Genomic DNA, 23,590 nt, shown 5'->3' with positions numbered 1-23,590 from the left:
GGGGGGAGGGTGGGGCCGCTCAGCGGCCACTCTCTGCATGAAGTGCGGGTGCGGGCCGCGGCCTTCGACGAAACGGGAAGTAGGATTTGCAGAAAGCGATCGCTTACAACGGCGTTGCGCAGGGGCGCCTTGCTGTTGCTGTGCCCACCTTCGACGAACTCATGTGGCCACTTCTAAAGGCGCTCAGAGCCATGGGTGGGTCGGCGACCAACGAAGAACTCCTGGCGAAGATCATCGAGCAGGAAGCGTTCCCCGCTGAGGTCCAGTCGGTTCAGCACACCGATGGCCGACAAACGAAGCTGAACTACAACCTCGCTTGGGCGAAAACGTACCTGAAGAAGGTCGGTGCGCTCGAAAACAGCAGCCGAGGCGTTTGGTCGCTGACCAAGACGGGCGAACAGCTCACACGACAGGACATCGCTGCTGTCCCGAACCGTGTGCGCAAGCAAGACTTGGACGAGCGGAAAGCGAAGAGGCTTGCCGACACGGAAGCAAACCCGGCAGCCGCTGTTGACGCTGGCGACGTTGAGGAAACCGAGGCGTCCTGGAAGGACAAGCTCCTCCAGACGTTGCGCGCATTGGCCCCGAACGCGTTCGAACGCTTGGCGCAGCGCCTGCTGCGCGAAGCTGGGTTCCTGAAGGTTGAGGTCACTGGCCGCAGCGGTGACGGGGGCATAGACGGCATCGGCGTGCTGCGCGTCAACCTGCTTTCATTTCAAGTGCTCTTCCAATGCAAGCGCTACCAAGGCAGCGTCGGTGCGGGCGCCATCCGCGATTTCCGGGGAGCCATGGTTGGGCGCAGCGACAAGGGCCTTATGATCACGACCGGCACGTTCACACCGGACGCGAAGCGCGAGGCGACCAGGGACGGGGCGCCCGCCATAGACCTGATCGACGGCGACCAACTCTGCGATCTGCTCAAGCAGTTGAGGCTGGGCGTCCGTACCGAGATGGTCGAGAGGATGACGGTAGAAGCTGACTGGTTCTCCGCTATCTAAAATCCTAGCCTTTTCCAGCCATCGCTGGGGTGCATAGCTGCAAGGACACCGGCGCAACGACGCTCCGGGCGTGCTAACCAGTGCGACCCTCACCGGAGCCCCGCCGCCATGATCCTGTCCACCACCCCCACCATCCAAGGCCGCGAGGTCGAGCGCTACATGGGCCTCGTCTTCGGCGACGCGGTGCTCGGCGTGAACGTCGTGAAGGATTTGTTCGGCTCGGTGCGGGACTTCATCGGCGGCCGCTCCGGCACCTACGAGCGCGAACTCGGCGCGGCGCGGGACGCGGCCATGCGGGGGCTTGTGGCGCAGGCGCAGGAACTGGGCGCCGACGCGGTGGTCGGCATCGACCTCGACTACGAGGTGCTCGGCGCTAACGGCGGAATGCTGATGGTCAGCGCCAGCGGCACCGCGGTCGCGCTGAAGGGCGGCGCCCCCGCCAGCTCGTGGTCGCCCTCCTCGGCGGGATGATCGCCGCGGGAGGTTAAGCGCCCGCCCCACGCGCGCTTAGCCGTTCCGTAAAGCGTCCGGGGCCAGGCTGCCCCTCCGAAGACCGCCGCCAGGATGGAAGGCCGCGGCAGGAGGGGCATGGCCACCATCACCGGCGGCGCGGGCGACGACCCGCTGTCCGGCACCGCCGAAAGCGACCGCCTCCTCGGCGGCGACGGCGACGACACGCTCTTCGCCGGCGGGGGCGAGGACACGCTGCACGGCGGCGCCGGCCGCGATCGCGCGGTGCTGGACCGCTCGGCCGATACCGCCGCGCTCGCCGCCTGGATGCCCGCGGCGCCCGCGCAAACGACGCGCGTGGCCGGCGCGGTGCTCGCCGGCATCGAAGACTTCACCGTCCTCGCCGGGAGCGGGAACGACGGGCTGGTCGGCGCCGCGGGCGACGACAGCCTTTCCGGCGGCGCGGGCGCCGATTCGCTCCAGGGCGGCGCGGGCGCCGACACGCTCGTCGGCGGCGACGGCGCGGATTGGCTGCTCGGCGGCCTCGGCGGCGACGTGCTGGCCGGCGGCGCCGGCGCGGACCGTTTCGTGCTGCTGGAAGCGGGCGCGGCGGCGCCCGGCTCCACCCTCGCCGCCACCGACCGCGTCGTGGACTTCACCCCCGGCGCCGGCGACCGCTTGGTCCTGCGCGGGCAAGCGGCGGGCACGGCGCTCGACGCCATCGCGTCCGGCGCCTTCGCGCCGCCCGGCGGCGGCCCGCTGCTCCCCATAGGCTTCGCCGGTGCCCTCGCGCCCGCCGCGGCGCCGGTGGCCGGCCTCGCCCTGCCGGACCCGACCGAAGGCGCCGCGTGGCTCCTGCACTGGCTGCCCACCGCCGCGCCGGGCGACGGCGGCGGCTGGCTGGTGCTGGACGTCGACCGCGACGGAGTGCTCGGCGCCGCGGATGTCGTGGCGCGCTTCGACCTGCCGGCGGGCGCGACCATCGCCGCCGAGGACTTCGTCCCCGGCACCTTCGCCCTCGCCGGCACCGGCGGTGCCGACACGCTGATCGGCGCCGCCGGCGACGACACCGCGCTGGGCTTCGGCGGCGCCGACCGGCTGGAAGGCGCCGCCGGCAACGACGCGCTCGACGGCGGCGCCGGCGATGACACGCTCCTCGGCGGCGCCGACTCCGACACGCTGGAAGGCGGCGCCGGCGCCGACAGCCTGCTCGGCGGCGACGGCATCGACCTGCTCCGCGGCGGCGACGGCGGCGACCGCCTGGACGGTGGCGACGGCGCGGACCTGCTGCGCGGCGACGCGGGAAACGACGCGCTGCTCGGCGGCTCCGGCGACGACACGCTCGTCGGCGGCGCGGGCGCCGACACCTTCGCGGGCGGCGCCGGCGCGGACCTGTTCGTGCTGCGCGAGGACGGGCGACCCGCCGCCTCCGGCCCCGCCGAGGTCGACGCCATCCTCGACTTCAGCCGCGCCGAGGGCGACAAGCTGCGCCTGTCCTCCGCCTGGGGCGGCCTCGCGGACGGCAGCGGCGCCACCGCGGGCACCATCGCCGGCCCGGACGGCGCGGCGCGGCCGCTGCTCTTCGTCGGCGGCCTCCCCGCGCGGGAGTCGATCGCCCAGGGCATGGCGCTGCCGGCGCCGCGCCTCCCCGGCCTCGACGCCCGCGCGGCGTTCTGGGTGCCGGCGACCGAGGGCGGCGCGCCGGCCGGCGGCTGGCTGGTGCTGGACGCGGACGGCGACGGTGTGCTGGGCGCCGCGGACCTCGTCGCGCGCGTGGGTTCCGCCGCGTCGCCGGTCGCGCTGGACGCTTCGGACTTCGTCGCGGGCACCTTCTTCGCCAACGAGGGCGGCCGGTCGCGCGCCGGCACCGCGGGGAACGACACCCTGGTCGGCGGCACCATCGGCGAGATCTTCATCGGCAGCGGCGGCTCCGATCGGATCGAGGGCGGCGCGGGCAGCGCCAACGGCATCGCCTACGCCGGCCTCGCCGGGCCGGTCGAGGTCCGGTTCACCGGCCACGGCACCGGCGCCACGACGAAGGCCGACGGCGGCGCCGACACCTTCGCCGCCGTCCACGCCGTGTCCGGCACCGCCGGGAACGACACCCTGGACGCGAGCGCCGCCGGCAGCGGCCTCTTCGCCACGTCCCTGGAAGGCGGCCGCGGCAACGACCGCATCGTGGGCGACGGCGGCTTCGGCGCGCAGGCCACCTACGCCGCGGGCGCGCCCTTCGCCGTGCTGTTGGATCTGCACGCCGGCACCGCGGCGGACGGCTGGGGCGGCACGGACGCGCTGGTGAACATCCGCCGCGTCGCCGTCGCGTCGGACGCGCACGACACGGTGCTGGGTTCCGCCCACGACGACCTGTTCCTGTCGGCGGGCGGCGGCAACAAGGTGTTCGACGGGCGCGGCGGCTTCGACGAATACCGCTACGCCGGGGCCGGCAACATCACCGTCGCGCTGACGCCGCCGGTCTTCGACGGGCTGGCGGAAAGCGCCTACGTCCTGAAGCCGGACGGCTCCACCGACCGCCTCCAGGGCATCGAGGCCGTTTCCGGCGGCTCCGGCGCGGACAGCATCGTGGGTTCCGCCGCCGCCGAGCGGCTGGCGGGCGGCGCCGGCCGCGACACGCTCGACGGCGGCGCCGGGTTGGACACCGTGCGCTACGACCTCCTCAGCCCCGGCACGCCGCTTCCGGTGCGCGGGGCCGTGGTGGACCTCGCCGCCGGCACCGCCACCGATCCCTGGGGCGACACGGACACGCTCCGCCGGATCGAGAACGCCTGGGGCTCGCACGGCGCCGACGGCATCTTGGGCGCCGGCGGCGCCGGCAACCGCACCTGGCTGCGCGGCCTCGCCGGCGCCGACACGCTGCGCGCCGCGGCGTCGGGCACCCTCATCACGGCGGACCACGCCGCCGACCCCGGCGGCGTCCGCGCCGACCTCGCCGCCGGCGCCGTGCTGGACGGCTGGGGCGACCGCGACACGCTGCTGCTCATCGCACACCTCCGCGGCGGCGCCTTCGCCGACAGCGTGCTCGGCAGCGCCGCGGCGAACTGGCTGGACGGCGCCGCCGGGAACGACACCCTGGACGGCGCCGCCGGCGCGGACACGCTGCTCGGCGGCGCGGGCGACGACGCGTTCTTCGTGGACAACGCCCTGGACTCGATCGTGGAACTGGCGGGCGAGGGCACGGACACGGTGTTCGCCGCCGCTGCCTGGACGCTCGGCGCGAACATCGAGGCGCTGGCGTTCATCGGCGTGGCGGACATCCGTGGCGTCGGAAACGCTCTGGACAACCGCTTAAGCGGCAACGCCGGCGCCAACGCGCTGCTCGGCGGCGACGGCGACGACACGCTGGACGGCGCCAACGGAAACGACAGCCTCTCCGGCGGGAACGGCCGCGACTTCCTGATGGGCGACGCCGGCGCCGACACCCTGGACGGCGACGCCGGCGACGACCGGCTGGAAGGCGGGGCCGGCGACGATCGGATCCTGGGCGGCGTCGGCGACGACTGGCTGCGCGGCGACGCGGACGCGGACTCGTTGGACGGCGGCGCCGGCGCGGACGCGCTGGCCGGCGGCGACGGCGTCGACACCCTGGACGGCGGCACGGAGTCCGACACGCTGGCCGGTGAGGGCGGCTCGGACCTGCTGCGCGGCGGCGACGGGGACGACACGCTGCTCGGGGCCGCCGGTGCCGACTGGCTGCGCGGCGACGCGGGCGCGGACCTGTTGGACGGCGGCGCGGAAGCTGACACGCTGGAAGGCGGCACGGAGGGCGACACCCTGCTCGGCGGCGCCGGCGCCGACCTGCTGCGCGGCGGCGGCGGCGGCGATCTGCTCCGGGGCGGCACGGAAGCGGACACGCTCGACGGCGGCGACGGCGCTGACACCCTCCTGGGCGACGGCGGACGCGAGTCGATGGATGGCGGCGCCGGAGCGGACTTGCTGGACGGCGGCGCCGATACGGACACGCTGGACGGCGGCACGGACGCCGACACCTTGGTCGGCGGCGAAGGCGCCGACCTGCTGCGCGGCGGCGCGGGCGCCGATCTGCTCGACGGCGGCGGCGAAGCGGACGCGCTGGAGGGCGGCGCGGAGTCGGACACCCTGCTCGGCGGCGCCGGCGCCGACCTGCTGCGCGGCGACGCCGGCGCCGACGCGCTGGACGGCGGGATCGATGCGGACACCTTGGAAGGGGGGACCGAAGCCGACACCTTGCTCGGCGGCGACGGCGGGGACCTCCTGCACGGCGAAGCCGGGGCGGATCTGCTGCGCGGCGGCGCGGGGGCGGACACGCTGGACGGCGCGGGCGAGCCCGACCTGCTCCTCGGCGAAGACGGCGCGGACCTGCTCCTCGGCGGCGACGGCGCCGACACCGGGCTCGGCGGCCCGGACGCGGACACCTTGGATGGCGGCGACGGCGCGGACCTGCTCCTCGGCGGGGCCGGCGCCGACCTGCTGCGCGGCGGCGCGGGCGGCGACACGCTGGACGGCGGCGCGGGCGACGACACGTTGGACGGCGGCGGGGGCGTGGACCGGCTGCACGGCGGCGCGGGCGACGACCTGTTCCTGATCGACGCCGAGGGGGCCTTCGCTTTCGAGGCCGCCGGCGGAGGGAACGACACGGTGCGGGCCTCGGTCGGCCACCGGCTCAATCCCGACATCGAAGCGCTGGTGCTGGCGGGCGCGGCGGACCTCGACGGCGAGGGCAACGCTTCGGCCAACGCCATCGCCGGCAATGCGGGTTCCAACCGCCTGTCGGGCGGCGCCGGCGACGACACCTTGGACGGCGGCCCCGGCGGGGCGGACACCCTCCACGGCGGCGAAGGCGACGACGTGTTCCACGTCCGGGGCGCGGACGACGTGGTCGTGGAGTGGGCCGGGCAGGGGCGCGACACGGTGGTCGCGGACATCGGGCCGGCCGGCCACCATGCGCTCGCGCCGCACGTGGAGGGCTTGGTACTGGCGGGCGCCACGGCGCGCGGCACGGGCAACGACCTCGCCAACCGCATCGAAGGCAACGGCTTCGGCAACACGATCCAGGCCGGCGCGGGCGGCGACACGCTGCTGGGCGGCGGCGGAGACGACCTGCTGCACGGCGGGGCCGGGGCCGACCTGTTCGTCTTCGACCCCGGCATGGGCTCCGACCGCATCGCCGACTTCGAGCCCGGCGCGGACCGCTTGCTGCTGCGCGGCCTCGGGGTGTCGGGTTTCGCGCAGTTCCTGGCCGCGGCGGCGGACGGGGCGGGGGGCGCCTCGATCGACTTCGGGGGCGGGCAGCGCCTGTTGTTGGAGGGCGTCTCCGAAGCCCGGCTGGGGGCCGCGGACCTGCTGTTCGGTTGACCCGTCAGCGCTCGGGTTCGAGGCGCAGCACCCGGCCGCGGCCCTCGTCGGTGAGGACGTAGAGCAGGCCGTCGGGGCCCTGGATCACCTGCCGCAGCCGCGTGCGGTTCCAGAGCAGGCGCTCCTCGCCGGTGACGCGGTCCCCTTCCGTGGACAGGCGCACCAGGCCGGGCGGATTCAACGCCGCGAGGAACAGGCTGCCGCGCCAAGCGGGGAAGGCGTCGCCGGTGTAAAAGGCCATGCCGGAGGGGCTGACGGACGGCACCCAGATGTGGATCGGGTCTTCCAGGCCGGGTTTGGACGAGCCCTCGCCGATGCGGCTGCCGTCGTAGTCGACGCCGTGCGTCACCAGCGGCCAGCCGTAGTTGCGGCCGGGGCGGAGGACGTTCACCTCGTCGCCGCCGCGGGCGCCGAACTCGTTCTCCCACAGGCTGCCGGTGCGCGGGTTGAAAGCGAGGCCCTGCGGGTTGCGGTGGCCCAGCGTCCAGATCTCGGGCCGCGCGCCGGTCCTGCCGACGAAGGGGTTGTCGGCGAAGGGCGCGCCGTCGCGCGACACGCGCAGCACCTTGCCGGCCAGGTCGTCCAGCCGTTGCGCACGCATCTTGGTGTTGAAGCGGTCGCCGGTGGACAGGAAGAGTGCGCCGTCGGGGCCGAAGGCGATGCGGCAGCCGTAGTGGTTGCGGCCGGAGGATTGCGCCGGCGTGGCGTCCAGGATCGGCGTCACCGCTTCCAGGCCGGAGTCGTTCCCGGCGAGCCGGGCGCGCACCAGCCGCGTGGCGGCGCCCTCGGACAGCAGGACGGAGTGGCAGAAGAAGACCTCGCGCGTGCGGGCGAAGTCCGGCGCCAGGGCGACGTCGAGCAGGCCGCCCTGGCCGCCCGTCTCGACCCGCGGCACGCCGGACAGCGGTTCGGACACGCGGCCGTCGCGGCCGACCAGGCGCATCCGGCCCGGCCGCTCCGTCACCAGCAAACGGCCGTCCGGCAGGAACGCGCCGCCCCAGGGGCGTTCCAGGCCGGTGGCGAAGTCCACGGCGCGGAAGGGGACGGAGGAGGACCGCTCCTGCGCCGCGCCCGGCAGGGCGAGCAGGGGCAGGAGCAGGATGGCAAGGGCGATGGAACGGCGCATGGGGCGGAGGTTGGGCCGGACCGGCCGCGCCGCAACCCGCGCCGTCGCGGCCAAGGGCGCGGAGGGCAGCGCCGACACGGGCGCGTGGTCCCGGGGGCGCGGCGGCCTTTCGGCCGGGCGTCCGTGGTCCTGGCCTTCTTCCCGCGCTTCCGCCTTGCTGCCCCGCCATCCTGCTGTCGGGCGTCTGCCCGCAGCGCGTTTCGGACGAAACGTTTCCTTTCGCGCGCCCCGCGCCGAGCCGCCGCTCCCGGTCCTTGCCGCAGCCGCGCTCCGTCATGGGGCGCCTTTGCGCGTTTCGGACAAATGCCGCGGGGGCGCCTGGGGCCCGCGCCGCCTCCCCGTCGGCTGCGCGTTTCGGACGAATCGCCGCCGGATGCCTCGCGTGCGTGCCGCTCTGGTTGTACGCGGCCGCTCCGGGCGAAGCGGTCCGAGGGGCCCTTCGCCCCTCCGGTTCTCTTCGCCCGTGGTGCGTTTCGGACGAATCCTCCGCTGGCGCCTCGCACGCCTCCGGCTTGCCTCGGTCGCGGTTCCTTTCGGACGAATTTGCCCGTGGGCGCCTCGCGCTCGTCTTTCTCGCTAAGGGGGGCCGCCGCCCCTGTCCGCTTGGAGCGTGGCGGCGGATCGGGCGGCACGCGCGTCCCGCCCAGGAATCGGCCTCGCCCGGCGCGCATGCGTTGGGTGCTGCGCGGCGCGTCGCGGCCCGGCCGGGTGTCGCCCCGGGGCGCCATGAAGCGCGCGGAGGCGCTCGGCGAGTAGCCGAATTCCCGGGATTGCGCCTTGGACCAAGCAGTGCGCCCGGCGGCTCGGGGCGTCGGGGGCGGTTCCCTGAAGCCGAGGACCGGCGCTTCCCGCATCGCTCCGGTGGCCAGCTCGGGGATCGGCGACGTTCGCGGCATCGCCCGTTCTTCCTTCCGACACCCAAGCCGGTATATATTCCTACACAGGCCTCTTCGTGTCAAGTCCGGAGCGGCGTGTCGGCAGGGCGCCCACGGAGCGCCCGCGCCGCCCGCCTTGCCCGGCGGTGCGGGCGGCGGCAGGGTTTCGCTGTCCCCGACACAGGACGCCCGCGGATGGACTTCGCCGGATTGCTCGTCTTCGCCGTCGCCTACCTGATGGCGACGGCTTCGCCCGGCCCCGGCGTCGCGGCGGTGGTGGCGCGGACCTTGGCGCGCGGGCCCGGCGGCTCGGCGGAGTTCATCGCAGGCTTCGTCCTCGGCGACCTGATCTGGTTCGCGGTGGCGGCGAGCGGCCTCGCGCTGCTGGCCGAGACCTTCGCTGCGCTGTTCACCGCCATCCGCTACGCCGGCGCGGCCTTTCTGCTGTTCCTGGCCTGGAAGCTCTGGACGGCGCCGGCCGTCTTGCCCGGTGCGGAACCCGCCCGGCCGGAGAAGGGGGCGCGGCTGTTCCTCGCCGGGCTGGCCATCACCTTGGGCAACCCGAAGGTGATCGTGTTCTTCCTGGCCTTGCTGCCGACGGTGGTGGACCTGCCGTCGCTCACGTTCCGGGGCTTCGTCGAGATCGCGCTGCTGGGCACGGCCATCCTGACATCGGTGCTGGCGGCCTACACGCTGGCGGCGGCGAGGGCGCGGCGGCTCCTCACCTCGCCCCGCGCCGTACGCGCCGTGAACCGCGGCAGCGGCGCCGCGATGGCGGGCGCGGCGGTGGCCGTGGCGTCGCGTTAGGGTTCGTCGCGGGGCTTGGCCTGGAGCGCTGTTTCCCTGCCCGAACCGGGCGTTCGCGGCACGGGGTTTCGCCGGTGCGAACGGCGAGCACGTGCCCCTTCAGCCCCACCGGCATCACGCCAGCAACGCGAAGCGGGAGGCCTGCCTGCGCGCGGGTCAGCCTATGCGCTTGAGGCCGGCGGCGAAGCGGCGCCAGTTGGCGACGTAGTGCAGCGCCGAGGCGCGGATCTTCTCCGCCGCGGGGCCGTCGAGCGTCCGCACCGCCTTGGCCGGGGCGCCCACGATCAAGGAGTTGTCGGGGAACTCCTTGTTCTCCGTCACCAGCGCGTTCGCGCCGACGATGCACCCAGCCCCTATGCGCGCCCCGTTGAGCACCGCGGCGCCCATGCCGATCAAGGTGGCCGCGCCCACCGTGCAGCCGTGCAGGATCGCGTGGTGGCCCACCGTGACGTCCGGGCCGATCGTCAGCGGGAAGCCGGGGTCGGCGTGCAGCATGCAGCCGTCCTGGACGTTGGAGCGCTCGCCCACCTCCAGCGGCTCGCCGTCGCCGCGCAGCACGGCGCCGAACCAGACGCCCACGTCGGCCCCGAGCCGGACGCGGCCGATCACGTGCGCGTCCGGCGCCACCCAGAAGCGGCCGGGCTCCGGCAGGTCGGGCGCCTGTCCATCGAGTTCGTAGATCGGCATTCCTGCTCCTCCTCCACCACGCCCGGCCCGAGGCTCCGCCGCGCCCCGCGCGCCGCGGCGCCACGGCCGGATCAGGACCGGTAGTCTATGCGGTCGTGCTCCAACAGCCGCAGCGCAGCCTCCCAGGCCAGCGCCGAGCGCGCCCCGGTGTCGCGGCGGAATCGCTCGGCGTTGCGGGACCGCACCTCACTTCGCGGACCGCTACGGCCCGAAGGGCTCCGCCTAAGACGCGGAATTCGAGTGGGCAAGGGAGCGCGACCCCAAGCCGGCTGGCAACGGGCTCTACTACCTCGACCACCTGACCCACAACGTCGCGCGCGGCCGCATGGACGTGTGGGCCGGCTTCTACGAGCGGCTCTTCAACTTCCGGGAGATCCGCTACTTCGACATCAAAGGCGAGTACACGGGCCTGTTCTCCCGCGCGCTGACGAGCCCCGACGGCAAGATCCGCATCCCCATCAACGAGTCGGCCGACGAGAACAGCCAGATCGAGGAGAAACTGCACGCCTACAAGGGCGAGGGCGTCCAGCACATCGCCTGCGACTGCCGCGACATCCACGCCACCGTCGAGGGCCTGCGCGCGGACGGGCTCGCCTTCATGCCCTCGCCGCCCGGCGCCTACTACGAGCGGGTGGACGAGCGCGTGCCCGGGCACGGCGAAGACTTGGAGCGGCTGCGGAAGAACGGCATCCTGATCGACGGCGAGGGGGCGGTCGCGCTCGGCGAAAAGGAAGGCAAGATGACCAAGGTGCTCTTGCAGATCTTCTCCGGCACGGTGGTCGGGCCGATCTTCTTCGAGTTCATCCAGCGCAAGGGCGACGAAGGCTTCGGCGAGGGCAACTTCCGCGCGCTGTTCGTCTCGATCGAGGAAGACCAGCTCCGCCGCGGCGTGCTCAAGGCCGGGGAGGCGGCCGAGTGACGCGGCGCCGACGGCGGTCCTGGGGCGCCTGACGATGGCCGCCGCCGAGACCGGCACGGGAGCACCCGACGGCGGCCCGGTGCTGGGCCGCTTGTCGGACTTCCCGGCCGGCGCCGCGGCCCCGGCCGGCTACCGCCGCGCCGGCGGGCGCGAGGTCGCCGTCCTGGTGGTCCGGCGCGGCGCCGGGCTGCGGGCGTACCTAGACCTTTGCCCGCGCCAGTACCTGCCGCTGACCTGGCGCGGCCGGCGGGTGCTCAGCGCGGACGGGGAGCGCCTGCGCTGCTCCAACCACGGCGCCGAATTCGCGGTCGGGGACGGCCTAAGGGGTTTTGGAGCCGGGGGGCGCGTGCGGCTTGACGCCCGTGCCGCTGCGCGTGGACCCGGACGGGACCGTGTGCGTGGACAGCGGCGGCGGGCCGGGGTCCGTGCCGGGCTGAGCGGACCGAGGCCTGAACGGAGAACGAGGAGGAGGCATCCATGAACGTCGTGCAGCAGCTCACCCCGGCGAAGTCCGGCAGCGGGGAAGCGGACTACCTGTCCGGCTTCGGCAACCAGTTCGAGACGGAGGCCCTGCCGGGCGCCTTGCCCATCGGCCGCAACTCGCCGCAGCGCTGCGCCTACGGCCTCTACGCCGAGCAGCTCTCCGGCTCGCCCTTCACCGCGCCGCGCGCCGCCAACGAGCGGAGCTGGCTCTACCGCATCCGCCCCACGGTGGCGAACTGGGGCGGGTTCCGGAAGGCCGACGCGGGCCTGTGGCGCACCGCCCCCTGCGCCGAGGCCGAGATGGCCCCGGCCCCGCTTCGCTGGAGCCCGGTGCCGATGCCGCGCGAGGGCATGTCCTTCGTCGAGGGCGTGCGGACCGTCACGACGGCCGGCGACGCCGGCTCGCAGGCCGGCATGGCGGCGCACCTCTACTTCGCCACCCGCTCCATGCAGGACGAGTACTTCTACAACGCCGACGGCGAGATGCTCGTCGTGCCCCAGCAGGGCGACCTGCGGCTGCGGACCGAGTTCGGCGTCATCGATGTCGGGCCGGGGGAGGTCGCGGTGATTCCGCGCGGCGTGAAGCTCCGCGCCGAGCTGAAGGACGGACCGGCGCGCGGCTACCTGTGCGAGAACTACGGCGGCGCCCTCACCCTGCCCGAGCGCGGGCCGATCGGCGCCAACTGCATGGCCAACCCGCGCGATTTCCTCACCCCGGTGGCCGCCTACGAGGACCGCGACGCGCCCTCCAGGCTGACCGTGAAGTGGGGCGGGAGCCTGTGGGCCGCCGAGATCCCGGCCTCGCCGCTCGACGTGGTGGCCTGGCACGGCAACTACGCGCCCTACAAGTACGACCTGCGCCGCTACTCGCCGGTCGGGCCGATCCTGTTCGACCACGCCGACCCCTCGATCTTCACCGTGCTTACCTCGCCTTCGGAGACGCCGGGCACGGCGAACATCGACTTCGTGATCTTCCCCGACCGCTGGCTGGTCGCCGAGGACACCTTCCGGCCGCCCTGGTACCACATGAACGTCATGAGCGAGTTCATGGGGCTCATCTACGGCGTCTACGACGCCAAGCCGGGCGGCGGCTTCGAGCCGGGCGGCTTCTCGCTCCACAACACCATGCTGCCGCACGGGCCGGACCGGGAGGCCTTCGAGGGGGCGAGCAAGGCGGAGCTGAAGCCGCGCAAGCAGGAGGGCACCATGGCCTTCATGTTCGAGACGCGCTTCATGCAGCGCGTCACCGCCTACGCGGCCGGGCTCGAGCAACTCCAGAAGGACTACGGCGGCTACGGCCGCGGCCTGCGCAAGCTGTTCGACCCGAACCGGCGCGAGTGGTGAGCGCCGCCATGGCACAGATCGACGAAACCCACGACCCGGGGCTCCGGAGCTGGGTGGCTTCCGCGAACGGCCACCCGGACTTCCCGATCCAGAACCTGCCGCTGGGCGTGTTCACGCCGCCCGGCGGCGGCGTGCCGCGAGGGGGCGTGGCGATCGGCGACATGGTCCTCGACCTCGCCGCCGCGCACGCGGCCGGGCTGTTCACCGACGAGGCGGCACGGGCCGCCGAGGCCGCGGCGGGCGGGACGCTCAACGCGCTCTTCGCCTTGGGCGCGGGCCCGCGCCGCGCCTTGCGGGCACGGCTCTCGGAACTGCTCGCCGAAGGCGGCGCCGGGCGTGGGGAGGCGGAGGCCTGCCTGCACCCGGCGGCGCGGTGCGCGCTGCACCTGCCGTCGCGCATCGGCGACTACACCGACTTCTACGTCGGCATCCACCACGCCACCAACGTCGGCAAGCAGTTCCGCCCCGACAACCCGCTGCTGCCGAACTACAAGTGGGTGCCCATCGGCTACCACGGCCGGGCCTCCTCCGTGGTGCCGTCCGGCACGCCGGTCCGCCGCCCCAACGGCCAGCGCAAGCGCGCGGACGAGGCGGCGCCGAGCCACGGCCCGTCCCGCAACCTGGATTATGAGCTGGAGCTCGGCGTCTGGATCGGCCCCGGCAACGCGTTGGGCGAGCCGATCCCGATCGGCGCGGCGGCGGGGCACGTCGCGGGCTTTTGCCTGCTGAACGACTGGTCTGCGCGCGACATCCAGGGCTGGGAGTACCAGCCGCTCGGGCCGTTCCTCGCCAAGAGCTTCGGCACGACCGTCTCGCCTTGGGCGGTGACGCCCGAGGCGCTGGCGCCGTTCCGCGCCGCGCAGCCGCCGCGGCCCGAGGGCGACCCCGCGCCGCTGCCCTATCTCTGGGACGAGGCCGACCAGCGCGAAGGGGCGCTCGCCCTCGAGCTGGAGGTCCTCCTGCTCACGCCGGGCCTGCGCGAGCGGGGCCTGCCGCCGCACCGCCTCGCGCTCTCCGACGCGCGCCACATGTACTGGACCGCGGCGCAGATCGTGACGCACCACGCCTCCAACGGCTGCAACCTGCGGCCGGGCGACCTGCTGGGCACCGGCACCATCTCCGCGCCGGGCGAGGAGGGCTGCGGGAGCCTCCTGGAGACGACGCAAGGCGGCAAGAAGCCCATCCGGCTCGCCTCCGGCGAGGAGCGGCGCTTCCTGGAGGACGGCGACGAGGTGCTGCTGCGCGCCCGCGCCCGCCGGGAGGGCTTCGCCACGATCGGCTTCGGCGAATGCCGCGGCTCCGTCCTGCCCGCGCCGGCGTGCGCGGCCGCGCCGGGCGAAAGCACCTGAACCCGACCGCCCCGGCGCCCGGCGGGGCGCCGCGCCCGGCAGAGGACAACCGCATGGCCAGCCTCACGATCGAGCAGTTCCGGGACGCCAAGCGCCGCGGCTTCCCCGGGTGGGAAACGGCGCTGGTGCCCGGCCACGAGGGGGCCGCGCCCTACGTCGATCCCATCGACGCGCGGTACGGCGCGCCGTCTTTTCCGTTCGGCGCGGACCCCGCGTCGGCGTGCGCCGCGTTGGAGCGGTGGTGCGCCGAGAACTTCGCCGGCGGTCATTTCCTGGTCGCCGGCGCCTTCGGCGGCTTCGTCTACTGCGAACTCGACGCCGACGCCGCCCGGCTGCGACGGCTGTACGCCGCCCGTGCGTCCGGCGCGCACCGCGGCGCTTGAGCGCGGGCGAAGCGGTGCGGGCGCGGTCTTCCGCGCTCGTCTTCCCGTCGGGACGGCGGACGCGATTGCGTCAGGAGCTCGGCCAACCGCGCGGCGTGGCGGCGGAGGTCGCCGGCCCCGCGTGGGCAAAGCGCCCAAGGGCTCGGGGCGCTTGGGGCCAGCGGAGCCGTTCCCCCGCGGCGCCGCCGGCGAGATGGCCGGCGACGGCAGCGCCCGGGCCGTGCGCAGGTTGGAAAGGCGGAAGGCGCGCGGTGAGACGCCGAGCCGTTCGACCGCCGCAGCCGGCCCGCGGCCGTCCTCGCCGCTGCACCCGTCACCGGGAGGTCGCTCCGCGGCTCGCCAGCGCCACCCCCGCCGCCGTCAGCGCCATACCGACCAGGGCCACGGGGCCCAGCGCCTCGCCGAACAGCGGCCAGGCGATCAGCGCGGTGCAGGGCGGGACCAGGAAGAACAGGCTGGCGACCCGCGACGCGGCGCCGCGGCGGATCAGCACGTAGAGCAGCGACACCGCGCCGAGCGACAGCACGAGCACCAGCCAGAGCAGGGCGAAGACGAACTCGCCGTCCCATTCGACGCTGGTGTCCTCGAACAGCAGCGCCAGCGGGGCGGTGGCCAGGCCGGCGGCCGCGAACTGGACGACGCTCCCGGTGCGCAGGTCCATGCCGGCGCCGTGCCGCTTCTGGTAGAGCGTGCCGGCCGTGATGCCGAACAGGGCGGCGACGCAGGCGAGGGCGCCCAGCGCGTCGCCGGACCCCTGGCCGAGCTTGCGGGCCAGGACCAGGGCCACGCCGAGCAGTCCGAGGCCGAGCCCGGCCCACTGCCGTGGCGCCACACGCTCGCCGAGGAGCGCGCCGGCGAGCGCGGCGGTCAGCAACGGCTGGAGGCCGACGATGAGCGCCGAAACGCCGGCCTCGACCCCGAGCGAAATGCCGACGAAGACGCCGCCCAGGTAGACCCCGTGCACGAGCAGCCCGGCCACGGCGTAGTGGCCCAGCTCGGCCGGCCGGCGCGGCCAGGGCGCCCGCGTCGCCAGCGCGACCAGCGCGAGCAGCCCCGCGGCGATGGCGTAGCGCAGCGCCAGGAAGGTGAGCGGCCCGGCATGGGGCAGGCCGAGCCTGGCGCCGATGAAGCCCGTGCTCCACAGCAGCACGAACAAAGCCGGGATGCCAACGCCCTGGAGCGACGCGGGAGGCCGGGGCACGGTCATGCTCGTCCAGGCCTGCGGCGGAGCCGGATGGACCGGTTCAGCATCGACGCGCTGGCGGGGTTGGCGGAGCGTGCGGCTTGAAAGCCGGCCGAGGGGCCGCCTGAACCCCTGGTCCCGTCCGGGCGGCACCGGGCTTTTGCGATCCTGGACGCGGTCGGCGCATGGCCCGGAGACCTCCTCCCGAGCCGTGCCCGGCCGAGCGCAAGGAGACACTCGTCGAAGCGACGCGCCGGAGCGCGCCGATCGGCCGTCGCAGGCCAAAGGGCGTTCCGGGGCAGATCGCGTCCCGGGCGGCCCGTCCGCCCGCTACTCGCCGAGCTTGTCGGCGATCCAGCCCTTGAGGGCGCCCTTCGGCATGGCGCCGACCTTCTGGTCGAGCAGCTTGCCGTCGCGGAACAGCAGCATGGTCGGGATGCCCCGCACCGCGTACTCGTTCGGCGTCATCGGGTTCTCGTCGATGTCCATCTTGGCCACCGTGAGCTTGCCCGCGTAGTCCTTGGCCAGTTCGTCCAAGATGGGGGCGACGGCCTTGCAGGGGCCGCACCACTCGGCCCAGAAGTCCACCAGAACGGGGCCGGGGGCTTCCAGCACGTCGTGGCGGAAGCTCTCGTCGGTGACGGCCTTGGTCAGTTCGCTCATGCGGCTGGGTCGCCCTCTTCCGGAGGCCCGGATCGGCCCCGCGTCCCGTCCGAATTCGGATGGCGGCTTCTTGCGGTCAAGCACCCCGCGGCATGGGCCAGCCATGCGGCGCGGTCATGCGGGGGCGCCGCCGGCGGCCGGCGCGTGGGCGTCCAAAAGATGGGGCGGCAGCGTCATGACGAGGGCGCCGTAGGTCCAGACCAGCACGCATTCCACCTCGCGGCCAGGGAAGGCGGCGCGCAGCACGGCGCGGTAGGCGGCCATCTGCCGGAGGTGGATCGGGGCCACCTCGTCGGGCGTTTCCGGCGGGGGGCGGTTGGTCTTGTAATCGAGGACCACCACCCGGTCGGGCTCCACCGCCAGCCGGTCCACCTGGCCGGACACCAGTTGCCCGCCGACGCGGCCGACGATGGGCGCTTCGGCCAGGCTGCCGGGGGCGAAGGCGGCGGCGAGGGCGGGGGTTTCCACGATGTCGAGCACCTCGCGCAGCAGTTCGGCCTGCTCGTCGTCGGAGAGGCCGTGGCCTGGGCGTGAAAGGAAGCAACGGCCGGCGGCGTCCCGCTCGGCCGGGTCGCGCTCGGGAAGGTGCTGCAACAGGGCGTGGACCAAGCGGCCGCGGCGGAAGCGCCGGCCGTAGGGATCGGCCCGGCCGTGCGGCGACGCGGCCGGGGTTTCCTGCTCGCCGGGCAGGGCGGCGGGGGTGATGACGGTTTCGGCGCTCTCGGGCGGCGCCGGGCGGATGGCCCAATCCGGCAGCGCCTCCGCCGCGTCCTCCGCCGCCTCCGCCGCGGCGCGGTCCTCCACCGGGTCGAGGCGCTGCGGGCATTCGTGGCGCCACGCCTGCTCGGCGCCGAAGTCGCAGGCGGCGGGGGCGCCGAAGGCGAGGTGGTCGAAGGCGGATTGGGCGGCGCCGCGCTCCGCCAAGCGGCGGAAGCCGCCGGCGACCTTGCCGTGCCAGCTTTCCGGGTCCGGCTCGCCCATGCCGCAGACCAGCAGGCGGTCCTCGGCGCGGGTGAGGGCGACGTAGAGGAGGCGGTTCTCCTCCTCCTGCCGGCGGCGGTCGTCCTCTTCCTTCACGCGGGCGTAGGCGGGGGGCTGGTGGTCCTGGCGGGCGCGGGGCGCCCAGAGCGGCAGTTCGATCCCGCCTTCCGCGGCGGTCCAGCGCACCACCTGCTTGGGGTTGCCGGCGCCGAGGTCGGGCAGGATGACCACGGGCGCTTCGAGGCCCTTGGCGCCGTGGACGGTCATGATGCGCACCGCGTCGGCGCCGCCTTCCGCCTCGCGCTTCACCTGCGCGCCGCCGCGGCGGAGCCAGTGGACGAAGCCTTGCAGGCTCGGCGGGTGGGCTCGCTCGTAGGCCAGCGCCGCATTCAGCACCTCATCGAGCGGGTCGGCGGCGTCGGGGCCGAGCCGGGCCAGGAGCCGCGCCCGGCCGCTGGTGCCGCGCCCGCCGGCGGGGCCGAGGGAGGGTTCGCCCAGCACCTCCGCCAGCAAGGCGTGCGGGGTGACGAGGTCGGCGCGGGATTGCAGGGAGGCGATCCACTCCGCCGCGCGGCCTTCCGACGTGTCCGCGCCGCGCTTGGCGGAGAGCGCCGCCCAGAGCGGGCCGGCGCGGTTGTGGGCGAGGGCGAACAGCGCGTCTTCGGACAACCCGACCAGCGGCGACTTCAGCAGCGCGGCGAGCTGGAGGTCGTCCTCGGGCAGCAGCAGCGCGTCGCAGAGCGCGAGCAGGTCCTGCACCGCGATCTGCTCCACCAGTTCCAGGCGGTCCACGCCGCCCACCGGCACGTTGCGCTCCTTGAGCGCGCGCACCAAGCGCTGCACGAAGGCGGTGCGGCGGCGCACCAGCACCAGCACGTCGCCGGGGCGGACGGGGCGGGACTCCAGCGTTTCCGCGCCTGTCGCGGAACAGCGGCGGCGGACGCAGCGGGCGGGCAGGCGCTCGTGGCGCAGCATGTGGGCGATGCGCGCGGCGACGGCTTCGGCGAGCAGCGTGGGGGCGTCGGCCACCTGCTCCGGCTGCTCCGGCACGTGCCAGGGGAGGGGCTTGGGCTTCGTGGCGCGGCGGAGCAGCGGCCACAGCTCCACGGCGCCGGCGTGGCCTTCGCGGTCGGCGCGGTGGAGCAGCGGGGGCGCGCCGTCCGGGACGACGCCGCGGCGGGCCTGGTCGCAGGCGAACACCGCGTCCACCAGCGCGAGCACGGGCGCGGTGGAGCGGAAGGAGGTGGTCAGGGGGACTTGGCGGAACTCGCCTTCGCTCTCGCGGACGCGGTTTTCGAAGGTGCTCCCCCAGGTGCCGAAGCCGGCGGTGTCGGCGCCCTGGAAGCCGTAGATGGACTGCTTGATGTCGCCCACCGCGAAGACGGAGCGGCGGCGCATCGCTTCGGCTTCCGACAGGGCGCGCCGGGATTCCACGCCTTGCCCGGCGAAGAACTCCTCCGTCAGCGCGGCGGCTATGCGCCACTGCGCCGGGTTGCTGTCCTGCGCCTCGTCCAGCAGGACGTGGTCCAGGCCGCCGTCCAGCTTGAACAGCACCCAGGCGCTGCCGGGGTCGCGCAGGATGCGCTCGGCGTGGGCGATCAGGTCGTCGTAGGCCATCAGGCCGGCGCCGCGCTTGCGGGTGTCGAAGTGGCCGAGGACAGGGTGGGCGAGGGCGAGCAGGGCCTCGGTGGCGGAGAGGAGGCGGCAGGCGGCGAGGCGGCCTTGCGCCTCGGCCAGCCGCTCCGCTTCCGCCGCCATCGCCGCTTCGGCGGCGACCTCGGCGCGGACCTTGCCGTCCTTGGTGAAGAACAGGCCGTGCCAGTCCTGCCAGCGGGCGGCGCGCTCGTCGCCGTCGAGCGCGAGCCAGGCGCGGATGCCGGCGGCGAGGTCGCGGGGCTTCTTGTTCTTGTGGTTCACCAGCGCCGCGGCGGCGCGCGCGACCTCGTCCGGCACGCGGCACAGCGCGGCGACCGCGGAGGCGGCGTCCTCCTCGCCGTCGGGGAGGCCGATGGCGCGGGCGAGGCGCAGGCGCAGGCCGGAGACGCCGTTGCAGCCGTTGATGCAGGCGGCGATGCGCTCGCGCTCGCGCATCAGTTCGCCCAGCACGCCGGAGAAGTCGTCGGCCGAGATCAGGCCGGCCAGCAGGCCCAGGTTCTCGGGCGGGGCTTGGCCGGCGGTGAGCACGGCTTCGCGGGCGTCGGCGAGCAGGGAGGCGGCTTCGGCGTCCTCCAGCACGGCGAATTGCGGCGGCAGGCCGGCTTCCAGCGGGAAGGAGCGGAGCAGCGACTGGCAGAAGGAGTGGATGGTGGAGATGCGCATCCCGCCGGGCAGTTCCAGCACCTCGGCGAAGAGGCGGCGGGCGCGGCGGCGGAGCGTTTCGCCCGGCTCGCAGCCGAGGGCTTGGAGCTGCGCGTCCAGCAGCGCGTCGTCGGCGCAGGCCCAGGCGCCGAGGCGGCGGGCGAGGCGCGTCTGCATCTCCGCCGCCGCCGCCTTGGTGAAGGTGAGGCAGAGGATTCGGTTGGCCGCTTGGCCTTCCTGCAACAGCAGGCGCAGCACGCGGTCGGTCAGCACCTTGGTCTTGCCGGAGCCGGCGGAGGCGCCGACCCAGGCGGAGACCAGCGGGTCGGAGGCGGTGTGCTGCGCGAGTTCGGCCTGCGCGCGGGCGGAGAGCGGGGCGTTCACGCGCCGGCCTCCGCGTCCTCGGCGCCGGACCATTCGGCCAGGCGGGAAAGGTGGTCGTAGTCGCTGCCGGCCGGGGCGCGGCCCGGGTGCGGGCGGGCGGTGAAGGGCGCGTCGCCGAACAGGAAGCGCTCGGCCAAGCCTTGCAGGCGGTCCAGCGCGTGCGCGGCGGCGGCGTCGATGGCGTGCGCCTCGCGCATCACGGTGCGCACCTCGCCTGGCTCCGGGCCGCCGGTGAGGCGCCAGTAGGTGAGTTCGCTCGTGTCGCCGTCCTTCAGGCCCTCGAAGCAGCCCTTCGCGGCCATGGCGGCTTCCAGCAGGAGCTGGGGCTTGTGCCCCTCCTGCACCGCCTTGGCGGAGGGGAGGGTGCCGGTCTTGTAGTCGAGGATGGCGAAGGTGCCGTCGGCGCGGAGGTCCAGGCGGTCGGCGCGCGCGGACAGCGACACGACGCGCCCGTCCGGGTGGCGAAATTCGAGGCGGCCCCTGGTTTCGGTGTGGCTGCGGACGATGGCGCCGTTCTCCCGCAGCTCCTCCTCGCGCGCGACCACGAAGGCGCCGATGCGGCGGAGGCGCGGGCGCCAGAAGGCGGCGAGGCCGGAGTGCGCGCCGGCCTTTTGCAGCGCCGCCTCGGCGGCGTTGGCGAACTGCGCTTCGGCGGCCTCGCGGCCGGGCCAGACGGCGCCGAGGCGGCGCACGAAGCCGGCCATCGCGTCGTGGACCAGTTCGCCGTAGTCGGCGGCGCCCACCTCCGCGTCCAGCGGTTCGAGCGGGCGGAGGCGCAGCACGCGCTTGGCGTAGAAGGCGTAGGGGTCGGCGATCAGCGTTTCCACCTCGGTGACGCTGATCTGGTCCGGCCGCGCCGCCGCGGGCGGGCGCGGGGCCGGGCGTTCGCACGGCGCGGCCGTTTCCGGGCGGTCCAGCAGCGCGGCCCAGCGCATCGCGGGCTCGGGCGGCAGGCGGAGGCCGGCCGGGTGAGTGGCGTCGGTCTGCCCGCCGAGAAAGGTCTCGATGCGCGTGAGCCAGCGCGCGGACACGGTCGGCGCGCCGCCGCGCTTGGCCGCGCGCGACAGCACGGCCTTCGGGGCGGAGCAGGCGGAGAGCAGGAAGTCCGCGGCGACGCGCCCGATGCGCGCTTCCGGCTCCGGCAGGCCGAACGCGATCCGCATGGGGCGGCTCATCCACGGGCCGGGGTCGGTGGCGAGCGGCCACACCGTCTCGTCCAGCGCGCCGAGGACCACGGTGTCGAAGGCGAGGAGGCGCGCTTCGAGGAGGCCGAGGATCTCCACGCGCGGGTGCGGCCCGCCGTCGCGCCCCAGGGTGCCGCGGAAGGAGGGGGCGGCGGCGCCGGCCATGGCTGCGTCGAACAGCGACGGCCAGGCGGCGGGCGAGATCGGTCCAAGCGACGCCATGGCGGGGCCGAGGCCGGCGAGGTGGGAGGCGAGCGATTCGCCCTCCGGGCCGGCGTAGAGGCGGTGGCCGCCGGGCAGCAGGTCGGTCGAGGCCAGCGCCTCCGCCGCTTCGAGGTGCGCGGTGAGCAGGTCGGCCGGCGGCGTGGACGGCGACTCGGGCAGCCGGGTGAAGGCGCCGAGGCATCCCTCCAAGCGGTCGAGCACCGCGAGCACGGCGGCGGCGGTGTCCTCGCCCCGGCGCGCGAGGCCGGCACGGGCGGCGGCGCGCAGGCCGGACAGGCCGGGGGCGGGGCGGGTGCCGCGCAGCGCCGCGCGCTCCAGCCGCCGCACGTCGCGCAGCCATTCGCCGCGCTCGGTCCCGCCGGCGCAGAGCGGGTGCTTGAGGGCGGCGAGCAGCGGCACTGGCGCGAAGTCGGCGGCCACCATGCGGGCGAGGAGGCGCAGGAAGGCGCCGGCGGGCGTCTCGGCCAAGGGCTCGCCGGCGCTGTCGTCCGCGGCGATGCCGTGGCGGGCCAGCTCGGCGGAGACGCGGCGGGCGAGGTCGCGGTCGGGGGTGACGAGGGCGGCGCGGGCGCCGGGCTTCTCCAGCGCGCCGCGCAGCGCGAGGGCGGCGGCGGCGGCCTCGTGCTGCGCGTCGGGTGCGGAGAGCAGCGTCAGGCCCTCCATCGCCTTCCGCCATTGGGCGGGGCGGCGGGACTGCCACGCGGGCAGGCCGGCGGCGGGGCGGAGCGCCATGCCGATCAGGTCGGGGCGACCCGAGGGCACGGCGCGCTCGACCGCCTCGCCTTGCGGACAGCCGTGCCAGCGCTTGACGTCCTCGCGTTGCGCGCCGAGGGCGTGCAGCAGGCGTTGCTGGCCGCAGAAGGGGTGGCTCGGCGCTTCGCGGATGGCGTCCCACACCGCTTCGGCCGAAGCCTGGTCCACGCCGTGCAGCACCACGGCGCCGTGCGGAAGCCGCGTCGCCACCACGCGCAGCAGCTCCTCCGCGGCCGGGATGGTGCCGCCGACGCCGATGCCGGCGGCGATCACCGGGTCTTCCGGCGGCGACTCTTCCCAGGCGCGGGTCTGCACGCGCAGCGCCTGCACGCGCCGCATGCCGATGTCGAGCAGGCCGTGCTGAGAGAGCCAGTGCTGCCACTGGGCGACGACGCCGCGCAGGAAGACCAGGGTGATTTGCCAGTGGCGGGCGTGCTCCTCCGGCACCAGGGCGGCGAGGCGCTCGAGCCAGGCGTCGGCCAGCGCGTCCGGCGGGTTGGAGGCGAGCAGGTCGAGGTCGCGTTCCTCGAGGGCTATCTCGTCGAGCAGGGTGGCCAGCGCCCCGGCCAGCGACCACGCCTGCTCCGGCGTGGCCGGGCCGCCGCGGGAGGCGGGCAGGGTGCGGACGAAGCCGGCCAGCACCGCCTGCCGGCGCAGCGGGTCCACCGCCGGGGGCAGGTCGAGCAGCGCGGGCAGGGCCAACTCGTCCGCGTCCTCCGTGGACAGGCCGGCCAGCGCGCGCATCCGCGGCAGGAGCAGGGCGCGCGGGGAGGTGTCGTCGGCTCCGGCGCCCTCCGGGGCGACGGCGCGCAGGAAGGCGAGGCGCAGCGCGCGGGCGGAGCGGCGGGTCGGCAGCAGGATGGTGACGCGCGACAGCCGCTCCGGCTCCGGCACCGAGCGCAGCACGCCTTGCGCCAGGCAGTCGAGGAAGGGCAGGTGCGCCGGGATGTCGTAGAGGCTGAATGGCATTGCCGCTCGCGTCAGGATCGGTCCGGGGAGTGGGGTGGCGAGCGCTTCATGCGGCCTCGTGGCTGTCCTTCGCCCGGATAGCGGTCGGCTTGGAGTCGAGGCTACCAGATTAAGAGGGCCATCGTGCGTCGTTACGGTGCGGGTTGGCGGCGGGGAAGCGGGATCGGGTCAGCGCCGGCC

The 23,590-nt window shown here is 74.8% G+C and carries 14 protein-coding genes; 8 read left to right on the top strand and 6 right to left on the bottom strand.

Going from position 1 to position 23,590, the window contains the following annotated elements:
• The first annotated feature begins 86 nt into the window (after positions 1–86).
• From ABD067_RS15400 to ABD067_RS15390, 3 genes are all read left to right on the top strand, one after another.
• On the top strand, positions 87–998 hold the full coding sequence (locus ABD067_RS15400; protein ID WP_343896230.1) for a restriction endonuclease: 912 nt from the start codon (positions 87–89) through the stop codon (positions 996–998).
• A 108-nt stretch (positions 999–1,106) separates the two neighbouring features.
• Positions 1,107–1,469, top strand: coding sequence for a heavy metal-binding domain-containing protein (locus tag ABD067_RS15395; RefSeq protein WP_343896229.1), 363 nt, complete (start codon positions 1,107–1,109; stop codon positions 1,467–1,469).
• A 117-nt stretch (positions 1,470–1,586) separates the two neighbouring features.
• The gene (locus ABD067_RS15390) at positions 1,587–6,797 is read left to right on the top strand and encodes a beta strand repeat-containing protein (protein WP_343896228.1); all 5,211 of its coding nucleotides are present in this window, start codon (positions 1,587–1,589) and stop codon (positions 6,795–6,797) included.
• 4 nt (positions 6,798–6,801) lie between these two features.
• Here the strand turns inward: ABD067_RS15390 and ABD067_RS15385 are convergent, their stop codons facing one another.
• Positions 6,802–8,001: a PQQ-dependent sugar dehydrogenase gene (locus ABD067_RS15385; RefSeq protein ID WP_343896227.1), complete on the bottom strand. Its 1,200-nt coding sequence runs from the start codon at positions 7,999–8,001 to the stop codon at positions 6,802–6,804.
• A gap of 992 nt (positions 8,002–8,993) precedes the next feature.
• Between ABD067_RS15385 and ABD067_RS15380 the strand changes: the two genes are divergently transcribed.
• A complete protein-coding gene (locus ABD067_RS15380) occupies positions 8,994–9,605 on the top strand; it encodes a LysE family translocator (RefSeq protein ID WP_343896226.1) in 612 nt (203 codons plus the stop codon).
• A gap of 156 nt (positions 9,606–9,761) precedes the next feature.
• Here ABD067_RS15380 and ABD067_RS15375 read toward each other — a convergent pair whose 3' ends face one another.
• Entirely contained in the window at positions 9,762–10,292 is a 531-nt protein-coding gene (locus ABD067_RS15375) for a gamma carbonic anhydrase family protein (RefSeq protein ID WP_343896225.1), read from the bottom strand.
• Between the two features lie 298 nt (positions 10,293–10,590).
• On the opposite strand from ABD067_RS15375, the gene ABD067_RS15370 reads away from it, so the two are divergent.
• The 4 genes from ABD067_RS15370 to ABD067_RS15355 all read left to right on the top strand — a co-directional run bounded on the left by ABD067_RS15370 (position 10,591) and on the right by ABD067_RS15355 (position 14,770).
• Positions 10,591–11,211: a VOC family protein gene (locus ABD067_RS15370; protein ID WP_456305254.1), complete on the top strand. Its 621-nt coding sequence runs from the start codon at positions 10,591–10,593 to the stop codon at positions 11,209–11,211.
• A gap of 477 nt (positions 11,212–11,688) precedes the next feature.
• Positions 11,689–13,038 (top strand): homogentisate 1,2-dioxygenase, encoded by a 1,350-nt coding sequence (hmgA, locus tag ABD067_RS15365; protein WP_343896224.1) that lies wholly within the window; start codon positions 11,689–11,691, stop codon positions 13,036–13,038.
• 8 nt (positions 13,039–13,046) lie between these two features.
• Entirely contained in the window at positions 13,047–14,387 is a 1,341-nt protein-coding gene (gene fahA / locus ABD067_RS15360; protein WP_343896223.1) for a fumarylacetoacetase, read from the top strand.
• Between the two features lie 53 nt (positions 14,388–14,440).
• On the top strand, positions 14,441–14,770 hold the full coding sequence (locus tag ABD067_RS15355; RefSeq protein WP_343896222.1) for a hypothetical protein: 330 nt from the start codon (positions 14,441–14,443) through the stop codon (positions 14,768–14,770).
• A 313-nt stretch (positions 14,771–15,083) separates the two neighbouring features.
• On the opposite strand, the gene ABD067_RS15350 is transcribed toward ABD067_RS15355, so the two are convergent.
• The 4 genes from ABD067_RS15350 to addB form a co-directional block, all read right to left on the bottom strand.
• On the bottom strand, positions 15,084–15,971 hold the full coding sequence (locus ABD067_RS15350) for a DMT family transporter (protein ID WP_456305252.1): 888 nt from the start codon (positions 15,969–15,971) through the stop codon (positions 15,084–15,086).
• A 312-nt stretch (positions 15,972–16,283) separates the two neighbouring features.
• The gene (gene trxA / locus ABD067_RS15345) at positions 16,284–16,616 is read right to left on the bottom strand and encodes a thioredoxin TrxA (protein ID WP_343896220.1); all 333 of its coding nucleotides are present in this window, start codon (positions 16,614–16,616) and stop codon (positions 16,284–16,286) included.
• Positions 16,617–16,730: 114 nt separating this feature from the next.
• Positions 16,731–20,279, bottom strand: coding sequence for a double-strand break repair helicase AddA (gene addA / locus ABD067_RS15340; RefSeq protein ID WP_343896219.1), 3,549 nt, complete (start codon positions 20,277–20,279; stop codon positions 16,731–16,733).
• Complete coding sequence (gene addB / locus ABD067_RS15335) at positions 20,276–23,410, bottom strand: double-strand break repair protein AddB (RefSeq protein ID WP_343896218.1); 3,135 nt, start codon at positions 23,408–23,410, stop codon at positions 20,276–20,278. Before addB ends, addA begins: the two co-directional genes overlap by 4 nt.
• Positions 23,411–23,590 lie beyond the last annotated feature (180 nt).

It is taken from the genome of Craurococcus roseus (genome assembly GCF_039523795.1).
Lineage (GTDB): Bacteria > Pseudomonadota > Alphaproteobacteria > Acetobacterales > Acetobacteraceae > Craurococcus > Craurococcus roseus.
The sequence above is the reverse complement of the archived record's forward strand: the minus strand, read 5'-3'. Positions and strand labels throughout refer to the sequence as shown.

Bases quoted from the DNA above. Each gene is read 5' to 3' on its own strand.
- hmgA (WP_343896224.1), top strand. From the start codon at position 11,689: ATGAACGTCGTGCAGCAGCTCACCCCGGCGAAGTCCGGCAGCGGGGAA.
- fahA (WP_343896223.1), top strand. From the start codon at position 13,047: ATGGCACAGATCGACGAAACCCACGACCCGGGGCTCCGGAGCTGGGTG.
- addB (WP_343896218.1), bottom strand. From the start codon at position 23,410: ATGCCATTCAGCCTCTACGACATCCCGGCGCACCTGCCCTTCCTCGAC.
- ABD067_RS15390 (WP_343896228.1), top strand. From the start codon at position 1,587: ATGGCCACCATCACCGGCGGCGCGGGCGACGACCCGCTGTCCGGCACC.
- ABD067_RS15355 (WP_343896222.1), top strand. From the start codon at position 14,441: ATGGCCAGCCTCACGATCGAGCAGTTCCGGGACGCCAAGCGCCGCGGC.
- ABD067_RS15380 (WP_343896226.1), top strand. From the start codon at position 8,994: ATGGACTTCGCCGGATTGCTCGTCTTCGCCGTCGCCTACCTGATGGCG.
- trxA (WP_343896220.1), bottom strand. From the start codon at position 16,616: ATGAGCGAACTGACCAAGGCCGTCACCGACGAGAGCTTCCGCCACGAC.
- ABD067_RS15395 (WP_343896229.1), top strand. From the start codon at position 1,107: ATGATCCTGTCCACCACCCCCACCATCCAAGGCCGCGAGGTCGAGCGC.
- ABD067_RS15375 (WP_343896225.1), bottom strand. From the start codon at position 10,292: ATGCCGATCTACGAACTCGATGGACAGGCGCCCGACCTGCCGGAGCCC.